We start from the raw sequence: 21,776 nt of genomic DNA, 5'->3' as shown, positions 1-21,776 counted from the left end.
AATAAAGGTGATACTTGGAAATTTTCCTTCCCGAAATAGGGTTTATCAGCTTGCTACTGGCGCTGTGTATCACCGGCTATCATACCCTATTGGGGTTTATCGGCGTTTTCAGGCACGTCCCGAGGCAAATGTCTCAGGGCGTGCTCTGGACGTCTTTGCAATTCACTTTTTTATTAACTGCGTTTCTCTGTTTAACCGCCAGCTTTGTATTCAGTGATTTTTCCGTTATTTATGTGGCTCAGCATAGCCATAGTTTATCCCCCCTAGTGATTAAAATTGCTGCCGTTTGGGGAGGGCACGAAGGTTCGCTGCTGCTGTGGGTTCTGTTTTTCTCTGGCTGGACTACCTTATTTGCATGGCGTTATCGCCGCCAAAATAGCCCATTTTTCCCTTTAACGTTGTGTGTACTGGCTGCTATATGCACGGCGTTATTGCTGTTTGTTGTGTTCTATTCCAACCCATTTGAACGCCTGTTTCCGCCTGCAATTGAAGGTCGCGACCTCAACCCGATGCTGCAACATTGGGGACTAATTTTACACCCGCCGCTACTTTACCTTGGTTACAGCGGATTGATGCTAGTGGCAGCGTTAGTGCTCGCATCATTAATGGCGACACCTACCCTACTTCCCGAAAATTTCAGCCAGACTATTGCTCAGTTGTGTTGTCGATTTGCGGTACCAAGTTGGTGCATACTCACTAGCGGTATCATCCTCGGTTCTTGGTGGGCATACAGTGAATTAGGCTGGGGAGGATGGTGGTTTTGGGATCCTGTTGAAAACGCCTCTTTACTTCCTTGGCTTTCTGCCACGGCATTACTACACAGCTTATCTATCACTCGCCGAACAGGGCTATATCGCCACTGGAGCCTGTTGCTGGCGATTATCACATTAATTTTAGCGCTGCTCGGTACACTGATTGTCCGCTCTGGGATCTTAGTGTCCGTTCATGCATTTGCCTTAGATAACGTGCGTGCCGTTCCGCTATTTTTACTCTTTAGCGTTTTAAGCCTTGGTGCTCTGTTTATTTATGGTTGGAAGGCGAAATTTCCCCCTCAAGAGCCTCGGCGCAAAACATCGCGAGAAATCTATTTATTACTGACTTTGATTTTGTTTACCGCGGTTTTATGTATCGTACTGACTGGCACCTTATACCCGATGCTCTATGGTTTATTAGGGTTAGGTAAGATCTCGGTGGGCGCCCCCTATTTCAATCAGACATTACTGCCATTTGGCCTGTTGATGCTGGTGGTAATAGCGCTTGCCACGCTCAAATATCGCGATATTGCCAAGAACGGAAATCACAAACTACATCAGCGACTGTCGATGATTGTTCAGCAAAAATTCCCTGCTATTGTCGCCCACGCTGGGGTTGTGATGTTCGCTATGGGAATTGCCCTTTCCTCAACACAGAAATCAGAAATCAGCCAAAATATCGCCGTCGGGCAATCAATCTCAGTTGGCGGATATCAATTCCAATTTCAACAATTACAACTGGCAGCTGAATCTAACTACACCACCGAGAAAGCGCTGATCCACGTCAGTCAAAATGCAGGTCAAAATGGCTTTGATCTTATCACTGAACGCCGCCTGTATATGGCTCGCCAGCAACTGATGATAGAACCGGGGATCCACTGGGGATGGTTGCGATCTTGGTATGTGGTGCTGGGAGAAAAAACGGGCACTGAGCGCTATGCGATGCGTTTTTATGTACAAGAAGGCATTCAATGGATTTGGGGTGGTGGATTTGTGATGTGCTTAGGTGCGCTGATGAGTTGGTTTAGGGGGCGGAAGCATGATTAAAAAAATCGTTATGCTGTTTCTGCTCTTGTGCTCCTTGAATGTTCACGCCCAAATAGTGGATACATGGGCATTTAATTCCAATGAGGAGCAGGAATTATCCTTGCAGATTGCTTCACAACTACGTTGCCCGCAATGCCAAAACCAAAATTTATTAGAATCTAATGCACCTACCGCGGTCAGCATGCGCCATCAAGTCTTTAAAATGGTTTCTGAAGGAAAAAGTGAATCTCAGATTAAACGCTATATGACCGAGCGTTATGGTGACTTTGTTTTATATAATCCCCCATTAACGCTTAGTACCCTACTATTATGGTTACTTCCCGTATTTGCTGTTCTTTGTATTATCTTTATTTTATGGAAAACATTAAAAGTAAAAAATAAAATTAATCAGCCCATTATTTTATTAGATAATGCGATTCCATTAATAGAAAAATACAACCAGACTCACTCTGACATACAGTTATTACCGGCTATCAATAATGAAAAAACACTTCAGCATTCTCATTGGAATAAGATAAGTAACACCCTTATTCTCATCATAATCTGCATTATGATAGCGGGATATTTTTTATTACCGCGATTCCATTCAACACTTGATTTATATCAAAGACAAAATGACCCTATCTTGCTATTCACACCATTGGAGCGTGAAACGCAGGATCTACAACGTTTACAAGCAGATATTCGACAATCCCCTGAAAACAGTGAGCTTTGGGCTGTTTTAGGTGAATACTATCTTTATCAAAATAGCTATGAAAATGCCTTAATTGCCTATGGCTACGCACTCAAATATCGCGGAGAGAATACCCAACTCTATGCCGCAATTGCCACGGTGATGTATTACCAAGCCGGACAAGTGGTTACAAATGACACACAAAAAATGATAGACAAAGCATTAAGTCTAGATAAGAATGAAGTCACCGCATTGATGTTATTAGCCTCAGATGCCTTTATCAATGCCAATTACACAACGGCGATTAATATCTGGCAAAACCTACTTGATAGTAATAATCCTAGAGTCAATCGCGCTCAAATTATTGAAGCCATTCACATGGCTAAATTAATGGAAAATAGTGGGAAACAGTGAATACAAATAATAAAGGCTCCTGAACCTTTATTACCTCGCGGTATCCATAATTGATAAAAAATAATAATAAGTTTATTTATTAAATATAATAATCTAGAAAAATATCATGACGAATAAGATGCTTTCTATCTTAGTGATTATTCTTATCGCAGGAGGATCATTTCTTGCAGGAGTAATGGCTAACTACACACCTGATTTAGATGTTATCAAGAAATCAGAGCGGGCTGTGGAAGACCTGCTGAGTTTCCCTAAAACCGTCGAATTTAAAGATGTGAAATACCATGTCATCAGAGAGACCTCTGATCGCGGTATGCTAGGCTATGTTTGTGGTCAAGTTCTGGTATTTGATGCAAAAAATAGCTATAGCTACAAACGTTTTATGGTGAAAACGTATCTAAATGAAGATGGTAGAAATGTCGTTTCTATTCCACTATTGGATAGAGACGAAATGGAGTTTCCGATCGAGGAATTTAATTATTTGTGGCGTAAAAATTGTCAGAATAGATAATTATACTTAATTGAATATTATCTATCCCCTACGAAATTAATGATTTTTCTCGGTACTTTATTTACAGCAACATGAAGGCTTGCCTGTTAATTCTGCTTCTTGGATTGGCGGGCATTTCACTGTGCCATAAGAACAAAATACGCAGCAATCCCCTTCTAATGGCTTTAATAAGACGCCGCAACCTGTGCATTCATAAAACCACTGACAAGCATTGGTTGGCATCTCTTCCATTTTCAAACACCCACATTCTGGGCATGTAATTTCAGACATCAATTCAATTTTGGCTTGACTCATTTGATACTCGATAGGGTCTTTCACAATAAATAATACTATTTATCTTACAAAATCATGTTGCTCTTATCCTTGCGCCAAATTAGGTTTCCCACACAAAATAAAAATGCAGTTCCAATAGCATTTCCCGCAAGGTTGATATACAGTTTTCCACTTTTTTCAAAGCACCCTAGATTTTGGAGGCGAAATGTTTATTGGTTTTGACTACGGAACATCTAACTGCTCCGTCGCAATCATGAAAGATGGTAAACCGCAATTGTTACCCCTTGAAGGCAGCAATTTTTATATTCCATCAACCTTGTGTGCGCCGACAAGAGAATCGGTTTCAGAGCACTTATTTCGCCATCTGAATATTTCTCCGACAGACTCAGTTGGTCAGCAAATCCTCCGACGCTCTATTGCGTTTAATCAGGATGAAGGCATTGAACTGGAGCCGGAAGATATTGTTTTCGGGCAAGCTGCGCTGGACTTATATTTAAGCGATCCTCGTGATGTCTACTATGTAAAATCACCTAAGTCTTTTTTAGGTGCATCAGGCTTACACGAAACCCAAGTCAGTTTCTTCGAAGATTTAGTGTGCGCCATGATGGCAAATATCAAGCATACTGCCGAAGCAAGTACCCAACAAACCATCACTGACACCGTGATTGGTCGCCCAATTAACTTCCATGGACGTGGTGGCGAGCTAGCGAATCAGCAAGCGGAAGCTATCTTATTAAAAGCCGCTAAACGTGCTGGATTTCAGAATATTGCGTTCCAGTTTGAGCCCGTTGCCGCAGGGTTAGAGTATGAATCCACCCTCACCAAAGATCAGACCATTTTAGTGGTGGATATTGGTGGGGGAACCACCGACTGCTCACTGATCCAAATGGGGCCTAGTTACAAAGATAGCCACGATCGTACAAGTTCTTTGCTAGCACATACAGGTCAACGTGTTGGCGGAAACGATCTGGATATTTTCATTGCCTTAAAACAGTTAATGCAGCTTTTTGGTATGGAAAGCCAATATCAATCGGGAATCAAAATGCCTCTATTGCAGTTTTGGAACCCGATTGCCATTAATAATGTGGAAGCGCAAAAAGAGTTTTATTCTCGCGCGAACCTCAATGCATTAACCCGCTTACAACAAGATGCTCAAGAGCCAGCCTTGCTGGCACGTTTGCTCGAGGTTTATCACCAAACGCTGGGTTACAGCATAGTACGCAAAGCGGAAGAGGCGAAAATCGCACTCTCTGATGAGCAAAATTACTTGGCGAAAATTGCATTATCAAAAGAGCTGCTTGAAGTGAATATTGGACGTGATCAGTTAATTGATGCGATTGAATCACCAAAAAGCAAAATGATTGAGTTGGTGAAAGAAGCCGTTGTACAAGGAGGCGTTCAACCGGACGCTATTTTTGTCACCGGGGGTAGCGCTCGCTCGCCTATCTTACATCAAGCGATTCAAGAACAACTGCCGAACATTCCCATTGTTCGTGGTGATGACTTTGGCTCGGTTACCGCTGGGTTAGCCCGTTGGGCGCAAACCTGCTTTAAATAATCGACTTCCCAATGCCGTTTGTGCGGCATTGGGTTTTCACGATCCTCAACTATTCCTCGAGTAAACGCCCCTCTTTTAAGTAGCTGATTTTATTTGCCATTAACTGAGCTTCATCTTCACTATGAGTTACCAACAGTGCTGTTTGCCCCGCCGCACGTAAAATATCCCGCACTTCTTGCCCTAAGCGTTTTCGGCTATCTGGATCAAGGCTAGAAAGCGGTTCATCCAGCAACAGTACCGCTGGCTGTGGCGCTAACGCTCGTGCTAATGCAATACGCTGCTGCTGACCACCCGACATTTCGTGAGGATAGCGTTCCGCTAAACCGCTCAATTCAACCAAGGTTAATAGTTGTTGAACGCGAGCGTGTTGCTGCTCTTTAGGCTGTTTTCTTAGCCCAAATGCCACGTTCTGCGCCGCCGTTAAATGAGGAAACAAGGCATAATCTTGGAAAACCATCCCAACATTACGCTGCTCAGGCGGCAAATGAAGGTTTGGACCCGCAACACAGCGCCCACCCACGTAGATGGTTCCTTGCTCTACCTGCTCAAACCCAGCAATCGCTCTCAAGGCAGTGGTTTTTCCGCATCCTGAAGCCCCAAGTAAACAGCCAATTTCCCCAGCATCAATATGCAAAGAGAAACCATTAAGTACATGGTTACGTTGATGTTTGCTGCCATAAGAAACATGGACATTGTCAAGAACTAAGGTTGAATCAGACACCGAAGACATTCCTTAACATAATCATTTTTATTGAGACGACCGTTTTGATTGAGATGATGTCAGCTGACTGCGCGCTAGGAGGATCACAGGCAATGTCCCTGCCAGCACAATTAATAGTGCCGCAATCGCGCCCTCTTCATAGGTTCCTCGCGCTGCCTCTGCATATAATGAGGTTGCCAACGTCTCAAAATTCACCGGACGTAAAAGTAATGTGGTCGGCAACTCTTTCATCGCATCCGCAAAAACCAATAAAGCACTGGTGACAAGTGCCGGACGTAATAGCGGAAGGTGCACTCGAAAGAACGTTCGCAGCTCGCTTTCCCCTAACAGCCTTGAGGCTTGTTCCATACTCGGCGGAATACGGGTTAACCCAGCATCAATCGCCCCAATGGAGATCGCCATAAATCGAATTGAGCAGCAGATAACCAATAAAATTCCCGTAGATAACAGCGGTAATCCTCGAAAATCCAATAGCTCCGCCAGAAAATTATCCAGCGCCATACCCGGTGTTAACAAACCAATCGCTAATACCGTTCCTGGTACTGCATAACCCAGCGACGCAATTTTCATTAAGGCTCGTCGCCATTCTTGAGATGAACCAGAAATTGCACTCGCTCTGGCATACCACGCTACCACAATGCTCACCAACGTCACCACGACGGTGACACCCGCCGCTAGCAATAATGAGTTTTGTAGTGATTGCAACAGGCTGCTTGAGATTGTCATGCTGTCACTGATGCGTTTAAGGCTTTCCCATCCCAAAAAAAGTGCCGGTGCTAAAAAGCCTAACACCACCGGTAGCGCGGTGACACACGTGGCTAATATAGCTCGCCATCCAGTTAAACGCGATGGCAAGATCCCACGCATTTGCCGCCCAGTACTGTAACGCTGATTTTTTCGACCGTAATATTCTAACGCTAACAGCAAGATAATCACTGTTAACATCGAGCAGGCAATTTGCGCCGCAGCGGGTAGATCAGAGCGAGTCACCCATGTGGTGTACACCGTCACGGTCAATGTATTCACACCTAAAAATTCCGATGCGCCGATATCATTGAGGGTTTCCAGCAGAGCGAGGCTAGTACCCACTACTAAGGCAGGTCGCGCCATAGGTAACGCCACTCGGAAAAATGTTCCCGTGGAACTGAGCCCAAGGGTTCGAGCCGCTTCCAGCAAATGGGCTGGCTGGCTCATAAACATGGCTCGCATGGTCAAGTAAACATAGGGATAAAGCACCAGACCCAGCAGCAAAATGGCGCCCGTCATCGAACGAAGATCAGGAAGGCGGAATTGGCGCGGCGAGTCGTACCCTAACACGCTACGAATAAATTCTTGAATCGGTCCAATAGGATGCAGTAAATCTAACCATGCAAACGCTACAATGTAGGTTGGCATCGCAAGGGGCAGTAGCAGCGCCCAGCTAAACAGCTTTCGACCAGGAAAATCAAACGCGGTCACCAGCCAGGCACACCCCGCCCCAATGGTCATCACCATGGCACCAACACCCAGCAGTAAAATTAAGGTATTTAAGGTGGCATCGGGAAGCACATAGCGCATCAAATGTTCCCAATGGCTGAATCCAGAGCTTGCGGCCAGACCCAATAAAAACAACAAAGGGGTCAGAACGCCAAGCGTAATGACCACCACGGAAAGAGTTAATGGCGAGAAACCGACGCGCGGCAGCCCGAAAGCCCCGCGCGTAGAGGTTAAGCCAGTTTTATTGATCGAATCCAACTTTATCTACCAACTGACTCGCTTGTTTACGGTATTTCACAATTTCAGTAAGTGGGAGGGTATCCACATTGATTTCCCCAATTGCGTTATTGATAGTGGCATCCAGTGGAACGCCTTTGCGAATTGGGTATTCATAGTTTGCTTGCGCGTACAGCTGTTGTGCAGGAACAGAAACCAGATATTCCATCAACTTAACCGCTTCTGCTTTATGAGGAGCATGGCGCGCAACGGCTGCACCAGTGATGTTGACGTGCGTACCGCCATCGGTAAAGGTTGGCTGAACCACTTTGATAGCATCTCCCCATTTACGTGCGTCAGTGCCCTCTTTGGCATTTTTCATGTGACCCACATAGTAAGAGTTCGCTAAACCGACATCGCAGATACCGCCAAGGATATCACGAGCGACATCACGGTCTCCGCCCGTTGCTTTACGTGCTAAGTTAGCTTTCACACCGCGTAACCACGCTTCCGTTTTCGCTTCACCGTCGTGGGCAATCATTGCTGCCACTAACGCTGTGTTATACGGGTGCTGGCCTGCGCGGATACAAATTTTGTCTTTCCATTTAGGGTCGGCTAAATCTTCATACGTGATGCTAGTTAACGGTAAATCTTTTTCCGCATACAGCACTCGAGCACGCATCGATAAACCAAACCATTGGTTATCTTTGTCGCGTAATGAAGCTGGAATAGCATCAGTTAATACTTTTGAATCAACAGGCTGCGTAACACCTGCTTCAACTAAATCGATGAGGTTACCCGCATCCACCGTCATTAATAAGTCTGCGGGGGAGTTTTTACCTTCCGCTTTGACGCGCTCTAACATGCCGTCTTTGACATAGACAGTGTTGACGTCAATGGCAGTTTCTTTGGTAAAGGCATCCAGCAGTGGCTGGATCAGCCCCGGCTCACGAGTGGTATATAACGTTAGGGAATCTTTTGCCATGGCAGGCAATGCGCAGGTAACAATAAGCGATGAGGCCAACGTAATTAAACGCGTTTTATTACGTAAAAAATACATTTTTTTCAACATGTTGCTATCTTCTCCAAGGTGAAGTGATGCTTAAACTAGTATATTGAGTATTTTTAACTGGTCGAAAAAAGTATATTGATAACCAATCTCGTTTGCAAATTATTTTCATCGGTTAATAATACGCATTAATGATTATTAAAATTTATTTATAATTTATTATTTGGCATTTATTCTTTTTTGAAGGATTTTTTGTGGGTGGTCTGCGGTCTGTATTCAGAGTTTGTAGAATAAAATCCAAGATTACCAAAACGATAATGATGACCATATTCTACAATAATATTAATGGGTTGAGGTCTCTGTGATGGGAAAATGATAAAAGATCTACTGCTCCCCTATCGCAACGGATCATCCGAATTTCTGCTGAGCATATGAATCTTTATTTAACGCAAAAAGGCTCAAGATATTTCTTCTTGAGCCTTTTCATCTATCTAATTCAATTCACTAATCGTACATAAATGTCACGCCAATCACCGACTGCACTTTCCCTGCCGTCACCTGACCTTGGGTTCTTGAATATCGCGCGCTTAGTCCTAAGTTCACCGCTGAACTTCCTACTCGACCTAACTGAACGTTTTGGTTTGCTGGAATTGCATTACCATTGCGAACCATTTGGATCCCTACTCCTTTTGCGGCATTAGCACCAGACAGTGTATTAGCAAAAATATTGCTGCTCGTATCGGTTGTTCCCGTTAAATAGTAGGAGATATTTTGGCTCGAAGCACAATAGATAGATAACGGTACCGGCTGAGCGCTTCCTGGATATTCCGGTAAGTTAACGACCACATTACGCGAAGAAACATCACAACCACCAATAGGCACCACAACATCATTGTTGGCATACAAATTCCATGTAAAGGTCGATGTATTGACGTTACCGCCCCCTACTATGTTAGAACCAACTTGGTACATTACCAATGTCGCAAAGTGGGTTCCTCGGTTAACCACTACACCACCCGCAGCAGAAATTGGAGTTAAATACAATTGGGTATTCCATGCTGTGTAATTGCCCGATGGAAAATCTTGCTGGTGAGTTGGGTTAGTCAAAGGGAACGTATAGCTTGAGCCATAATACCGTAATGAGCCTCGAAAGTTATTCAATACTCCACCATAAGCGGAACCACGGATCATGTTCACTTGGTCACGTCGCGCTGATGGGTCATCGTTCTTACAAAATATTGAATTCGATAAATCGACCACTAAGTTTTGACCAGCTTGAACACTTGGCTGCAAGTTAACATACGCATTGGCAGTCACTGGGCTTTGTGTGTAGCTTAAAACGTTTCCTGTTGAGTCGTAACAGGTAAAAGCATACACCGAAGAAACACCGGCAAAATAGATAAATGCGTTAATAAAGATTAATTTAACTAGCTGTTTTATATTCATAATATTGCTCACAGATACGTGTAGGTGACATCAATTGCCGCTTGGATGGTGCCTTGTGTCGCCCCGCCTCTCACCGATATTGCCCTTACCTGTAAAGGAAAACTGGTTGAAAGCGTTGCATCGCTGACTGGCATGCGTTTTTGTGCGCCGTTATTTAAGTTATTACCCGATGAATCTTGAAGTTGCAGCTGGATATTGCCTGCCGTACCTTGGTTTTTGTAGTATCCCACCGAATCAGCGACACCTTTAAAGGTCGCCATAACCACTGATGTACCAACAGGGCAATTGGTCAAATCCAACGACACCGTATGCCAATCCGATGCTGATCCCGGAGAGGTTAAATTGAACGTGTAAAGATCACCCAAATCCACATTGGCCGTCTTAGTTGATACCGTACAAGGCTTTGCAACAACGCTCCCATTGACCGTCACAGTTACGTCAGCCGCGTGTGTGGAGGTTATTGATGAAGATAACAGCCCCAAAAATAAAGCTGTCATCATTGTTGATTTATACGTCATTCATCGCATCCTCTATTTACTGGAATTCAAGCGTAAATGTGGCGGTTGCTCGAATATGCCCTGCCGTAACGGGCAATTTTGACGCCATTAAACGTGCATTGAAATTGAGCGTATTGGCTTTTCCTGCCACTAAAGGCGTCCATGCAATATTATTTGAGTCCGCATTGAGGACTAATGGATTTTTAGCACTGTCTAAAATCTGAATGCCTGCCCCTGTTGCATTTGCGCTGCCGGGTTCTAATGCCAACAAGGTTTTGTTACTCGAGTCTGCAATACCGACAAACCCAACTTTGACTGCCGTTACCGCAGAACCGCAAGGTGTTAGCTCAATACGAAACGGCACTGTTGGCGTCACTTCCCCCACTGAGTGCAGCTGTTTCACCGCATTCAGGAGCAAATCTACCACTTGATTTTGTGAACCAGGAGCCACGGCACAAGTGTTATCTCGTACATTGCCTGTAATGTTAATGGTGCTATCCGCCGCCAATGCATTGGAACACAAGCACAAAGAGGTCAACATTGAGGCAAAGAAAATATTCGATTTATCAAACACTATGGGCTCCTTAGAGGCACTCGGCACTATACTTACTGAGGATTTCATATTGGCTTTCTGCTGGCAGTGTGTAATTGACCTTACACTGAGCATCCGCCCCATCTCCCCAACGTGCGATTAATTGTCCGGTTAACGGCAAACCAGTTAAGTAAACTTGCCCATCTTCCGCCACAATATTGCCACCACTATTTTCACCAGAAGAAACAACCGAGCCGAATGGCACTGGTTTTCCATGGCGAGTTAATGTCATCAGCACTTTGACCCCAACTTTCGGTTGGAAATCAGCGCGAACGACAGCGCCACGAGTTGGCACCACATTCAGAACGGGATCATCCAGATCCACGTTATTCGCTAACGTATTGGTATTCAAAGCAATACGGTTTTCACGATATTCAGTGGCATAAGGTAATACCGCATAGCCCCGCCAGTCAGTCTCAACCCCGGTTTGGTTTTCGACTTTCACATGTCCCGCACCCGGCGCTTTCACTAATACCACGGTATCGTTCATTGGTTGGCTCAGCGTTAATCCATTTTCATGAGCTAAGACGCCCCCACTCACACCGTAGTAAACTTGGCGAATGTTATCGGCATAGCTATAACCGACGTTGGCGTTTCCATAAGCCCCGCGATAGTTCAGTGACGTATAGCCTGTCCCCGAAGAGTTACCTTGTCCACCGCCTGCATACCCAGCTTGAACGCTATAACTTAAGTTATTGTCTTCCAATAACGTTCCGTATAAACCGGCGGTGTTGTTTACGCGACCTTTGAGATCGTGAGAAACGTTGTAACTTGCGCTGGCATTACGCCAGATAGACTGACTGTCTGAACGTAACCAATGGCTAAAGGGAATGTTGACGTTCAATGCCAGCATTTGGTCGTTGCCATCCTGCCATGAGTTTTTGGACAGACTGTAACTTAATCCCCAACTAATCCCTTTAATCAGGGTGTTAATCCCTACCTGTAATTGCTTATCCGCTTTACTGGTATTCCAATACGTTTCATGACTTCCCGTCACATACATAGTGGATTGCTCACCCAACTGCTGGGTTAGAGTTAACTGAATTTTTTCGCGCTTGTTATAAGCTAAGTTGTAATAGTCAGAAAACTTAGGTGTCACTTGGATAATGCCGTCTTGCGTCGCAAGGTTATACCCTGACATCCGTTTGTACGTCGTATCCGCAAATGAGTAGTAACCCTTTGTCGAATACCGATAACCCGCCAGCTGAATAATCGTGCCCGTTTCATTCAGAGATTTGTTATATAAGAAACGAATTGACTGACCTTGATGGTTGCTGTCATCCGGTAATTTGGCATTGGCATGGGTAATATCGATAGATAGCGCCCCAAAGACACCGATATTTTTACCTATCCCTGCGTTAAAAGCTTGGTAACGATTGGCTAACTGAGTTCCACCATAGAGCGTCCAGCCATATGACAAACCGTGCAGTAACGTGGTTTGTAAGAATGTCGGTTTTTCCTGATTGCCGCTTCCCGAACGGTAATCCCCTACAGTGACGGCATATTGTGTATGCCCTTCACGTTGGAGCAACGGAACGGATGAATATGGCACGGTGAAGCTCTGTACGGATCCATCCGCTTCCGTGATAGTCACATGCAAATCACCACTATTCCCCGCAGAATAGAGATCGTTAATCACAAACGGTCCCGGTGGGAATGTGTTGCGATAGATCTCATAGCCATTTTGCTTAACAGAGACATCCGCTGTACCGCGAGCGATCCCTCGGATCACGGGCGCAAATCCTTTTTGGCTTTCAGGCAACATATTATCGTCCGAGGCTAATTGAATGCCTCGGAAGTTAACACTGTCGAAAATTTCTCCCGGAGTGTAGCTATCACCCAATGTTAAACGAGAGCGGATCACATTGATGCCACGCTCTAAATAGGTATTGATATGCTCCCAGCGAGTTTCGCTATTTGCTGTGCCTGTGCTGTGGCTCCATGTGGAGTTATCCCGTAAGCGCCATGCACCAAAGTTTAAACCACTTTGTAGATTCAAATAGTTATAGCTACTGTGCTTTCCGTCTTGATTACGTGCGCTGCTTCCCGTCAGGCTATAGTTTAAAATCCCTGCCGTGATCCCTGAATCCCAAAGCTCTGGAGGAATAAAACCTCGCGCTTTGTCTTTCATAAACAGTTGTGGAACGGTGATATATAACCGTTGCAAGCCCACATCAAATCTCGCCGTTGAATCCTTCACGGTGGATGATAATGGTTCACAGGTATCTTTGGGCTTCGTCTGTAATTCTGGCAGCGCTAATGTATTGATCCCCATCTTGGCCAATTCATTAGGCGTCAAGCAAGGGGACAGCTGTTTATCATTTTTATCCAGAACAAAATTCACATCCCGGGTGAGTAAATAGCCATCATTAAGATAAACATCAACACGATAAGTCCCTTCAGGAACTTCTTGCCCTTGTTCAAACGCAGATAAATCTGCGACTGCTGAAGGATCATCCGCTAAGAAACGAGGGTTAAAATATAACTCTGCCGTCGCCCATGTTGGATAAAGGCATGCGCCTATCAAGAATGCCAGCGGAACCAAAGGAAAATGGCGTTCGAATCTGCATCCCAAAAATGATCCTTTTTTTGAAATTAATAGCCCTTTTTCAGATGTCAGATGTGACATGTCCCCTCCGCTCAACAATGTTGCTCAGCAAATTTCCAATTTGGAATGATGTTTAATTATTTTCGAGAAATACAAACGTAAGTTTTTACTGCATTTTTCCTGTCATTTTCGGCGTTAGTGCGCCGTAATCATTAATGGTTTGGTAGCTAATAGCACCATTTCCATTGGAAGGAACATTCACTGACGCATCACCAAATGGAGGAACAAGCACGTTATCCAATTTTGCTGCACCGATTTTTAAATCTGTAACTGTGGCAAAATAAGGCGTTGGGTTAACCACAATCAGTGAGCTACCTTGGCGCTTAAAGCGTAATTCTTCAGCCACTTTATCCGGCGCAATAGAGAGACCTGTAGGACGGTAATACAATTTAATGCGGCTAATAATCGCTAACTGCAACGTATTCTCGCTCATGTTCGCTTTGTCCATTGCTGGAATCGCTTTCACATTCAGCCAAAACAGCGTTTCTCTATCTTTCGGTAATTGGTTATTGGTCGCATCAATAATGCGCAATGTATTTTCTTTAACGCCTTTCATCGTAAAAAGAGGCGGAGTGATCGCAAATTGGCTATCTTTTTGACCATTGGCATTTTCAACCCACGATTGGATCAGAAAAACGCCCTTTTCATCATTATTGGTCACGGCAAGTTGAACCTGCTTTTGATCCGCAGGATAAATCACTCGCGTTGCACCTAATGCAACACCTGCATAAACCTGAGTGGATACGGTCGAACAGAGTAAAAGTAATAAGGCGGTAATGAACTTATATGTTTTTCTGGTTTTCATGTTTACATCTGTCCTTTTTTTACTAAAAAATGAAATAAATATGTCACTGTCTTTTTCGATATTTTTATTCATAAGTCAGTGAGAATAGTGCTTGAGCATTCGCTTTTCCGCCCATGATGTTCTCGCTTGTCGAGCGATACTTAGCAACAAAGTGCAATGTCATATCCCCATCACGCAGATTCGCCACTTTGAGTGGAGCACTATTCACCGGAATTAAGGTATTTTTTGAATCAAAAATGGCAACTCCCACACCTTTCGCGGTGTTAGGCCCATCACCGATGGAAAAAATATCTGGGTTCCTTTCATTAGCCACACCGTTGAAGGTAATGGATACATACTCGCTAACTGCATTGCTACACTCTCGGAGGTGAAGATCAAACGCCGTCGGTGCTGAATCTTGACCTGGAGCCTTGAATGCATTGGTGCGCACTTGTCCCATATTCACTACCAAATTACGGTCTGAAGTTTCAACAGTGCAGCCTTCTGCAATTAATTCCCCTTGAAAGCGCATCCCACCACCAGGAAGTTGAACTTTCCATTTATTCCCAGCTTGCAAAAATGGAGAAAACAGAAGGAGTGAAACTGCCAGCAGCTCTCTCATAAACTTCCACCTTTTGGTTCGTGAATAAAAGCCATCCTTGGCTTATCAAATGGGATATCCCTAATCCTTTTTAGTGATTACTCGTATTGAACAGCGAAGGTTGCATCTGCGTTAGCAACACCAGCAGTTGTTGCACCCAGTGCGAAGTAACGAGCTTGGAATGGCAGAACGTTTGCACCGTCATTCAGAGTGATAGGGTTACTGAATGTTGCACCATCCAGACCCAGAGGCGCGCTCTTACCATCTAAAATTTGGATACCAACGTTAGTCGCTGCACCTGAAGCTGAAGAAGCTACAGATAAAACAGTTGGGTTAGTTGCATCTGCAGCAACACCGGTAAAGGCAACTTTTGCAGAAGTAGCAACTGTTGTATCACAGTCGTTTAATTGGATGTTGAAACCAACAGAACCACTGGTATCGCCCAATTTAGCTAATTTAGCTGTACGAACTTGACCTAAACGAACAGTTTGCTCTACAGAACCAGCATCAACAGCACACGCTGCATTCACTAGCTCACCTTTAAAGTGTACCTGGCCGCCGTTTACGGTTGTTGTTGCAGCCATTGCAGCGACTGAACCTAAAGATAAAGCTGAAATAACAACAAGTGCTAGTGATTTAACTTTCATAATATTTCCTTATGTATATTTATTAAGTACAACTTGATAGAAAAAACAAATACAGACTTCATGACACCATAATTAAAACGACCGAATTTAATTAAATTGCCTAAAACAATTTAATTAAATTTGAATGATTTTAAAAAATAAGGGTCTGTCACTCTATTTTCGAGTGTTTGTATACACTAGAATCAAACAGATACTTCATTTTTTCGAAGAAAACATCAATATCTCGGCTACTCATCTCAAGTGCATTAAATAGTATGATAAGCTTGTCAAATGATATATTATTCACACCGTTTTCATATCGAGATATTTGCTGTTGGCTTACATTAATACGCTTTGCCAATTCACTTCCTGTTAATCCTGTGCGCCTACGGTAGTCTTTTAACATCCTGCCAATATTATTTGATAATGGTTCATAGTCTCGCATTTCAAACCTCTCAGATCATATTTCGCTGATTATTTTTTTATATTATCGATATAGGAAAATACGCTTCAGCTGTTATTAAGTTATAGAATTAAAACTGTAGTTAAAAATTGTTTTTTTCGATCGAAAAAGAGCTATTTGATATACGCAGGCTATCAATCATAAATATTAATTCATTTAAATCAATAAATAATCAAATATGAGTAAAATAATAAAACATAAAAATCAACACTTTACGAGCATCTAAAAATACCAAAATAAATAATTGAAGATATTTCTTTAAATGAAATAAGGCGCGCATAACACGATATACATGTTAAATAGACACAATAATTTACAATAAGGACCATTATATAAAAATAAAACCGTTAATTAATGAAAAGCAATAACCACAAAATTACAATTAATTCGCAAAGATAAAAATAAAAACAAATCAAAAAAAGATAATCAAAATTAGAATATCAAATAATTTATAATAAAACAGCATAAAATACCAATAACCCCAAAACCCCAATTACGAGTTGAAAATAACTTTCAATAAAAACAAAAAACTAAATTCATTATAGTCGCATATAAGAATAATCCTAGTAAGAGTTGAATAAATATGTAAGTAATTATTACACCATCAATTTAACCTTTATTTCGTGTTTTTAATTATATTGTTTAAATTAAATTTAATAACTTTATAACCTTGTGTGTTAAATAACCAAGAACACATAAAAAACATCAAAAAAACCTATTCATTAATTAAAAACTCTTTATTTAATGATTTATTTCACTCGAGTCATTGAACTAAACGAACAAGATACACATTAAAGATAGTTTAGAAATAGTAATACAATTGATCAGTATAAATACTAGGTAATATTGAATGAATTATTTATAGAGCTCCTAGGAACGCTGGCTCGCCAATGTTGTGTGAGTTGAGCCGATAGGATTAGAAAATGATTGGATAAGAAAAGCAGTAAAGATACTCGGAATAACAGAAGGGAAATCGGTGTTATTTAGAAATGTCGTTGATATGCCTTTAGAGGATCAAATAAACCACCCACATAGGGGTGGTTAGAATTTAAAACAATTAGGATACTGCACTTACCTTCTCTAAAATTACTGGAATATTTTTATACGCAGGAATACCACATTGAGGGTCAAAGTTATCAAGTGCTATCAAATTATTTGCTTCAGGAAAATAAGTGGCAACACAGCGATCAGCCATATCATAGATAACCACTTTTAGGTTATCTAAACGACGTTTAGTCCTATTTTGCCGATTATCTAAGGCAATAACATTGACTCTATCACCAGCAGATAATTTTTGTTTTTTTGCCTGAGCTTCACTGATAAAAATGACGTCTCTCTGTCCAAAAACACCACGATAGCGGTCATTCATTCCATAAATAGTTGTATTGTACTGGTCATGACTACGTATAGTTGCCAAAACTAATTCGCTATGTGTCGCAGACTCTGGATCTTCAATGACACCTTCAGTTGTTATAAAGTTTGCTTTACCTGATTGAGTTAACCACTTACGCTGAGCCGCTGCATTTGTTAAATGAAAACCTCCAGGAATTCGGATTCTTTTATTGTAATCTTCAAAACCTGGTAATACAGCTTCCATTGCATCACGAATTTTATCGTAATCATCAATGAAATCATCCCATTCAACTTTTGAGTTAGGAATCGTCGCTTTGGCAAGACCAGCAACAATTGCACATTCCGATTTTAAATATGGGCTAGCAGGTTTTAGCTTGCCATGTGAAGCATGTACCATTGACATAGAATCCTCAACAGTAATGCTTTGCGGACCTGATTTTTGAATATCTACTTCTGTACGACCTAATACAGGAAATAAAAATGTATTCTTTGCCGTCAACAAATGTGATCGATTAAGTTTGGTCCCAATATGAACAGCCATATCAAGTTTTTTCATTCCGCTGTAGCATGCATCTTTATCTGGCATAGCAACTGCAAGGTTTCCCCCCATACAAATCAATGCGTTTACTTTGCATTCAGAGATTGCTTGCATGCTAGCCACGGCTGCATGACCAAAAGCGATAGGAGGCTTAAAACCAAAGCGTTGCTCAATTTTATCGATAAAAGATTGGCTTGGTTTTTCGGTTATTCCAACAGTGCGATCGCCTTGCACATTAGAATGCCCTCTCAATGGGCAAATTCCCGCACCATCTCGACCAATATTACCTTTCAATAATAAAAGATTGATTAGTTGCTGAATATTTTGAGTACCATGCTGGTGCTGCGTAATTCCCATGCCATAACAGATAATGGTATTTTTTGCCTCGATATAAAGTTGAGCAATTTGTTCTATTTCATCACGAGTCATGCCACTCACCGATAAAATATCATCCCAAGAAGTAGTGAGCACATCTTGCTTAAGGTTATCAAAACCAACGGTATGAGTGCTTATAAATTCACTATCTAATATAGGCGCTTGACCTCTTGCTATAGCCGCATCGTGGTACTCAATAATAATGCGAATGACACCTTTAATTAATGCAGTATCTCCACCGATTCTAACTTTATAGTAATATCCTGCGAGAGGCGTGGACTCTAGCGTCAACATTTCAATTGGATCTTGCGGATAAGCAAATCGTTCTAATCCTCTTTCTTTTAAAGGGTTAATTGCGATAATTTTGGCACCTCGTTTTGATACTTCACGAAGTGAGCTGAGCATTCGAGGATGATTAGTTCCTGGATTATGTCCAATACAAATTACTAAATCAGCCTTGTCAAAATCATCAAGTAATACCGTACCTTTACCCACACCTATTGAGGCTGCAAGACCGACACTTGTCGGCTCATGGCACATATTTGAACAATCCGGAAAATTGTTAGTTCCATACTCTCTGGCAAAAAGCTGATATAAAAACGCAGCTTCATTTGAAGTTCGACCTGAAGTATAAAATTCAACCGAATTAGGATCTGAGTAATTTGATAACCGCTGACCTATTTGAGCAAAAGCATCGTTCCATTCAATTTTTTCATAGCGATCTGTTTGCTCATTATATTTCATTGGGTGAGTTAGACGACCTTCATTTTCCAAGTCATAGTCATCCCACGTTAACAATTCACTAACGGTATGTTTCGCAAAGAACTCAAGTGTTGCTCTCTTTGCCGTGGCTTCCCATGCCATCGCTTTTGCACCATTTTCACAGACATCAAACGATGCACTATGTTTAGGGTCAGGCCATGCACAACCGGGGCAGTCAAAACCTTGAGGCTTATTCATTTCAAACATAGTAATAATATCGGGTACAATATCCATCTGCTCGCGTATAGCTTCAGCGACAGCTTTAACTGCTCCCCAGCCTGCCGCAGGTCCAGTGTAATTTTCGATTTTTTCTTTCATTTTCATTACTCTTTTAAATTTAAATGTAACAAGAAATAAACGTTATTTTATTACAGTGTAATTATGATTAATGTGGAGTGACGAATACCGACTTATCTTTTTTTGAATATAATTCAAAAATAAAATGTTATTTCATAGATAACATATCAAATAGGATTATTAATAATAAGGAATTATCTTCCATTAATAATTTTTATTTTATTGGCTATAGATTAAAACTCTAATGAATTAAAAAAATATAACATTATCAAATGAATATGTGATTTTATATACATAATCTTGCTCTATTTTAAACAAACAGGACGTTTTTCAATATAATATAATTCAATTAATGAAGTGTTAAATAACAAAATTAACAGTTAAATATTATATGGTTTAGTTTGAGCAGAAAGCACCATATTCATCACCTAACAAGGATATCAACATCCAAAACCCACAACTATTTTAGGTATTAATGATGAATTACCTTATAGTTGAATAGGTAGACGTTAATTAAACGAAGAAAGGCTAAAATCAGCTGATTCCATGAATTTCAGGCATAAAAAAAGACATCCTGTGATGTCTATTGATATGCGCTTGCTTGAGAATGGTACCCTACAGGATTCGAACACAAGTCAATTAACGTTGTTTTATAATGAAAATATCGTATTCGATAAATTTTATACCAACAAATATACCAACAATTATTTTTCTATCATAATGCCGAAGCTTTTCTACTTCCCTGAAATCGACATCTTCGCCAACTCAGGATTATTGGCCTGAAAGATAGATAGCGGCAATTCAACCTTACGACCATTTTGATCTTCCACCGCTTTAACCACTTCAAATTCAGCAACATCTTCACACGGAATTTCCAATCCTGCAAACGTGGCACGAGTGGCGCTAGAATCGCCAAAAGGTTCCACTTCCAGTACCGTATCCCCTAATACTTTTCCTTGCCCATCTTTCATTCTCAAGGTTATCTCAAGCGCACCAAACTCCGCGTGGTCTAAAACCATATGGCTACCGCCATTATCGAGGGTAAATGAGTAACCACAGTAGCCTTGGTTAATAAAATTTGAGCTCGTATGTGTGATGCTTGCATAACGCTGTTGCTCTTCAGCCAAGCTAAATGTACTAACTGCCAATAAACTCATCGCAAATATACTTTTTATCTTATTCATTACGTTACCTTTAGTTATCTTTTATCATCCTCGCTACCACAAGCGATGGTAGCGAGCATCTAGATTTATTGCTGGTTGGTTTGCAATCCGCCTTTAGTACGGTCTTTTTCTTTCCAACGTGGACGTTTTTTACCTGATAATTCTTTTTGCTGGTTCCAATAACCTATCGGATAGCGTTTGACGATAGTCCCGTTGACACCAATATCAACTGACGAATATTGCCCGTTATTAATGGTTCCTTTTTGGACATAAGCGTTAGGGCTACAAGTGCCTGTATCGCGTTGTTGCCAGTTTCCGTCAGTTCTTGCCACGATATAAAAATCACCAAATGCACAACCTGACGCGGATTTATGATTCAGTACAGCAACATAATGTTTGGTTGAGCCCACAATCCTACAGGTGCTGTTTTGGCTTCCACACACTTGCCATAAGGTTTTACCGCCATCGCCTTTATACTCCCAAATGGTATTTTTAGGGGGCTGGCTGGTGGCAGAGGCGGGTGATGTCATCAACCACAATGAGGCCAATACAGTCACAAATACATATCTTTTCATTATAAATTCCTATCAACATAAATAGAAACGTCAGATTGACGCTTGATGAACACCGTCTAATGGGTGCTTGGTTTTCCCTGATATGGCGTATTCGGTGGCTATCTTGTGAAGGGTGAATAAGGTATCCACAATAAAAATTGCTGATCATGTTTAATGTTATGGCTAGCGGTTTAATCGCATTGAAACCCAGTGACGAATTCGTCGATGAAGATAAAAGGCAATACCACTGGCGATAAGCAAATCAACCAGCAATATCGTGGTGGCTATATTTTCAGTAAAACCGTATAGCCAACCGGATGACATGATAATCAGTAGGCTAGAGAAGGCTAATCCGATAATGATGGACGAGATAATGGCAATTAATTTGGGGTTGAAATGGATTCTATAATCAATCCCCTTAAAGGCACTTAAAATCCACAAGCCTAATTGCGCCAAGAGTTGTGGGATAA

19 protein-coding genes and 1 pseudogene are annotated in these 21,776 nt (G+C 41.9%); 4 read left to right on the top strand and 16 right to left on the bottom strand.

Going from position 1 to position 21,776, the window contains the following annotated elements; all coding sequences use genetic code 11:
• The first annotated feature begins 14 nt into the window (after window positions 1-14).
• The 3 genes from GKR61_RS06890 to GKR61_RS06880 all read left to right on the top strand — a co-directional run bounded on the left by GKR61_RS06890 (window position 15) and on the right by GKR61_RS06880 (window position 3,394).
• Window positions 15-1,799, top strand: coding sequence for a heme lyase CcmF/NrfE family subunit (locus tag GKR61_RS06890; RefSeq protein WP_154600062.1), 1,785 nt, complete (start codon window positions 15-17; stop codon window positions 1,797-1,799).
• On the top strand, window positions 1,792-2,886 hold the full coding sequence (gene nrfF, locus GKR61_RS06885) for a heme lyase NrfEFG subunit NrfF (protein WP_154639687.1): 1,095 nt from the start codon (window positions 1,792-1,794) through the stop codon (window positions 2,884-2,886). Before GKR61_RS06890 ends, nrfF begins: the two co-directional genes overlap by 8 nt.
• 106 nt (window positions 2,887-2,992) lie before the next feature.
• Window positions 2,993-3,394, top strand: a complete 402-nt coding sequence (locus GKR61_RS06880; RefSeq protein ID WP_036952113.1) for a hypothetical protein — start codon at window positions 2,993-2,995, stop codon at window positions 3,392-3,394.
• A 57-nt stretch (window positions 3,395-3,451) separates the two neighbouring features.
• On the opposite strand, the gene GKR61_RS06875 is transcribed toward GKR61_RS06880, so the two are convergent.
• On the bottom strand, window positions 3,452-3,688 hold the full coding sequence (locus GKR61_RS06875; protein WP_036952115.1) for a GDCCVxC domain-containing (seleno)protein: 237 nt from the start codon (window positions 3,686-3,688) through the stop codon (window positions 3,452-3,454).
• Between the two features lie 184 nt (window positions 3,689-3,872).
• On the opposite strand from GKR61_RS06875, the gene yegD reads away from it, so the two are divergent.
• Entirely contained in the window at window positions 3,873-5,225 is a 1,353-nt protein-coding gene (gene yegD, locus GKR61_RS06870) for a molecular chaperone (RefSeq protein WP_036952117.1), read from the top strand.
• Window positions 5,226-5,274: 49 nt separating this feature from the next.
• On the opposite strand, the gene GKR61_RS06865 is transcribed toward yegD, so the two are convergent.
• From GKR61_RS06865 to GKR61_RS06795, 15 genes and pseudogenes are all read right to left on the bottom strand, one after another.
• A complete protein-coding gene (locus tag GKR61_RS06865; RefSeq protein WP_036952118.1) occupies window positions 5,275-5,946 on the bottom strand; it encodes an ABC transporter ATP-binding protein in 672 nt (223 codons plus the stop codon).
• Between the two features lie 27 nt (window positions 5,947-5,973).
• Window positions 5,974-7,680: an ABC transporter permease gene (locus GKR61_RS06860; protein ID WP_108478310.1), complete on the bottom strand. Its 1,707-nt coding sequence runs from the start codon at window positions 7,678-7,680 to the stop codon at window positions 5,974-5,976.
• Entirely contained in the window at window positions 7,664-8,698 is a 1,035-nt protein-coding gene (locus tag GKR61_RS06855; protein ID WP_036952248.1) for a Fe(3+) ABC transporter substrate-binding protein, read from the bottom strand. Before GKR61_RS06855 ends, GKR61_RS06860 begins: the two co-directional genes overlap by 17 nt.
• Before the next feature lie 453 nt (window positions 8,699-9,151).
• On the bottom strand, window positions 9,152-10,093 hold the full coding sequence (locus GKR61_RS06850) for a fimbrial protein (protein WP_154600064.1): 942 nt from the start codon (window positions 10,091-10,093) through the stop codon (window positions 9,152-9,154).
• An 8-nt stretch (window positions 10,094-10,101) separates the two neighbouring features.
• Complete coding sequence (locus GKR61_RS06845; protein WP_036952250.1) at window positions 10,102-10,593, bottom strand: fimbrial protein; 492 nt, start codon at window positions 10,591-10,593, stop codon at window positions 10,102-10,104.
• 34 nt (window positions 10,594-10,627) lie between these two features.
• Window positions 10,628-11,131, bottom strand: a complete 504-nt coding sequence (locus tag GKR61_RS06840; RefSeq protein WP_036952253.1) for a fimbrial protein — start codon at window positions 11,129-11,131, stop codon at window positions 10,628-10,630.
• 43 nt (window positions 11,132-11,174) lie between these two features.
• Window positions 11,175-13,811 (bottom strand): fimbrial biogenesis usher protein, encoded by a 2,637-nt coding sequence (locus GKR61_RS06835; protein ID WP_154639686.1) that lies wholly within the window; start codon window positions 13,809-13,811, stop codon window positions 11,175-11,177.
• 85 nt (window positions 13,812-13,896) lie between these two features.
• Window positions 13,897-14,595: a fimbria/pilus periplasmic chaperone gene (locus GKR61_RS06830; protein WP_036952256.1), complete on the bottom strand. Its 699-nt coding sequence runs from the start codon at window positions 14,593-14,595 to the stop codon at window positions 13,897-13,899.
• Between the two features lie 64 nt (window positions 14,596-14,659).
• The gene (locus GKR61_RS06825) at window positions 14,660-15,196 is read right to left on the bottom strand and encodes a fimbrial protein (protein ID WP_154609646.1); all 537 of its coding nucleotides are present in this window, start codon (window positions 15,194-15,196) and stop codon (window positions 14,660-14,662) included.
• Between the two features lie 77 nt (window positions 15,197-15,273).
• Window positions 15,274-15,822 (bottom strand): type 1 fimbrial major subunit FimA, encoded by a 549-nt coding sequence (gene fimA / locus GKR61_RS06820; protein WP_036952127.1) that lies wholly within the window; start codon window positions 15,820-15,822, stop codon window positions 15,274-15,276.
• Window positions 15,823-15,970: 148 nt separating this feature from the next.
• Window positions 15,971-16,246, bottom strand: coding sequence for a helix-turn-helix domain-containing protein (locus tag GKR61_RS06815; RefSeq protein WP_036952128.1), 276 nt, complete (start codon window positions 16,244-16,246; stop codon window positions 15,971-15,973).
• Window positions 16,247-17,321: 1,075 nt separating this feature from the next.
• On the bottom strand, window positions 17,322-19,610 hold the full coding sequence (locus GKR61_RS06810) for an FdhF/YdeP family oxidoreductase (RefSeq protein WP_154639685.1): 2,289 nt from the start codon (window positions 19,608-19,610) through the stop codon (window positions 17,322-17,324).
• A 713-nt stretch (window positions 19,611-20,323) separates the two neighbouring features.
• Window positions 20,324-20,773: an IrmA family protein gene (locus GKR61_RS06805; RefSeq protein WP_154600068.1), complete on the bottom strand. Its 450-nt coding sequence runs from the start codon at window positions 20,771-20,773 to the stop codon at window positions 20,324-20,326.
• 65 nt (window positions 20,774-20,838) lie between these two features.
• On the bottom strand, window positions 20,839-21,327 hold the full coding sequence (locus GKR61_RS06800) for a hypothetical protein (protein ID WP_154600069.1): 489 nt from the start codon (window positions 21,325-21,327) through the stop codon (window positions 20,839-20,841).
• Window positions 21,328-21,489: 162 nt separating this feature from the next.
• Window positions 21,490-21,776: pseudogene (locus GKR61_RS06795) on the bottom strand (hypothetical protein); the annotation flags it as partial.

The sequence above is a fragment of the Providencia sp. wls1916 genome, from assembly GCF_009706585.1.
Classification (GTDB): domain Bacteria; phylum Pseudomonadota; class Gammaproteobacteria; order Enterobacterales; family Enterobacteriaceae; genus Providencia; species Providencia lanzhouensis.
The sequence above is the reverse complement of the archived record's forward strand: the minus strand, read 5'-3'. Positions and strand labels throughout refer to the sequence as shown.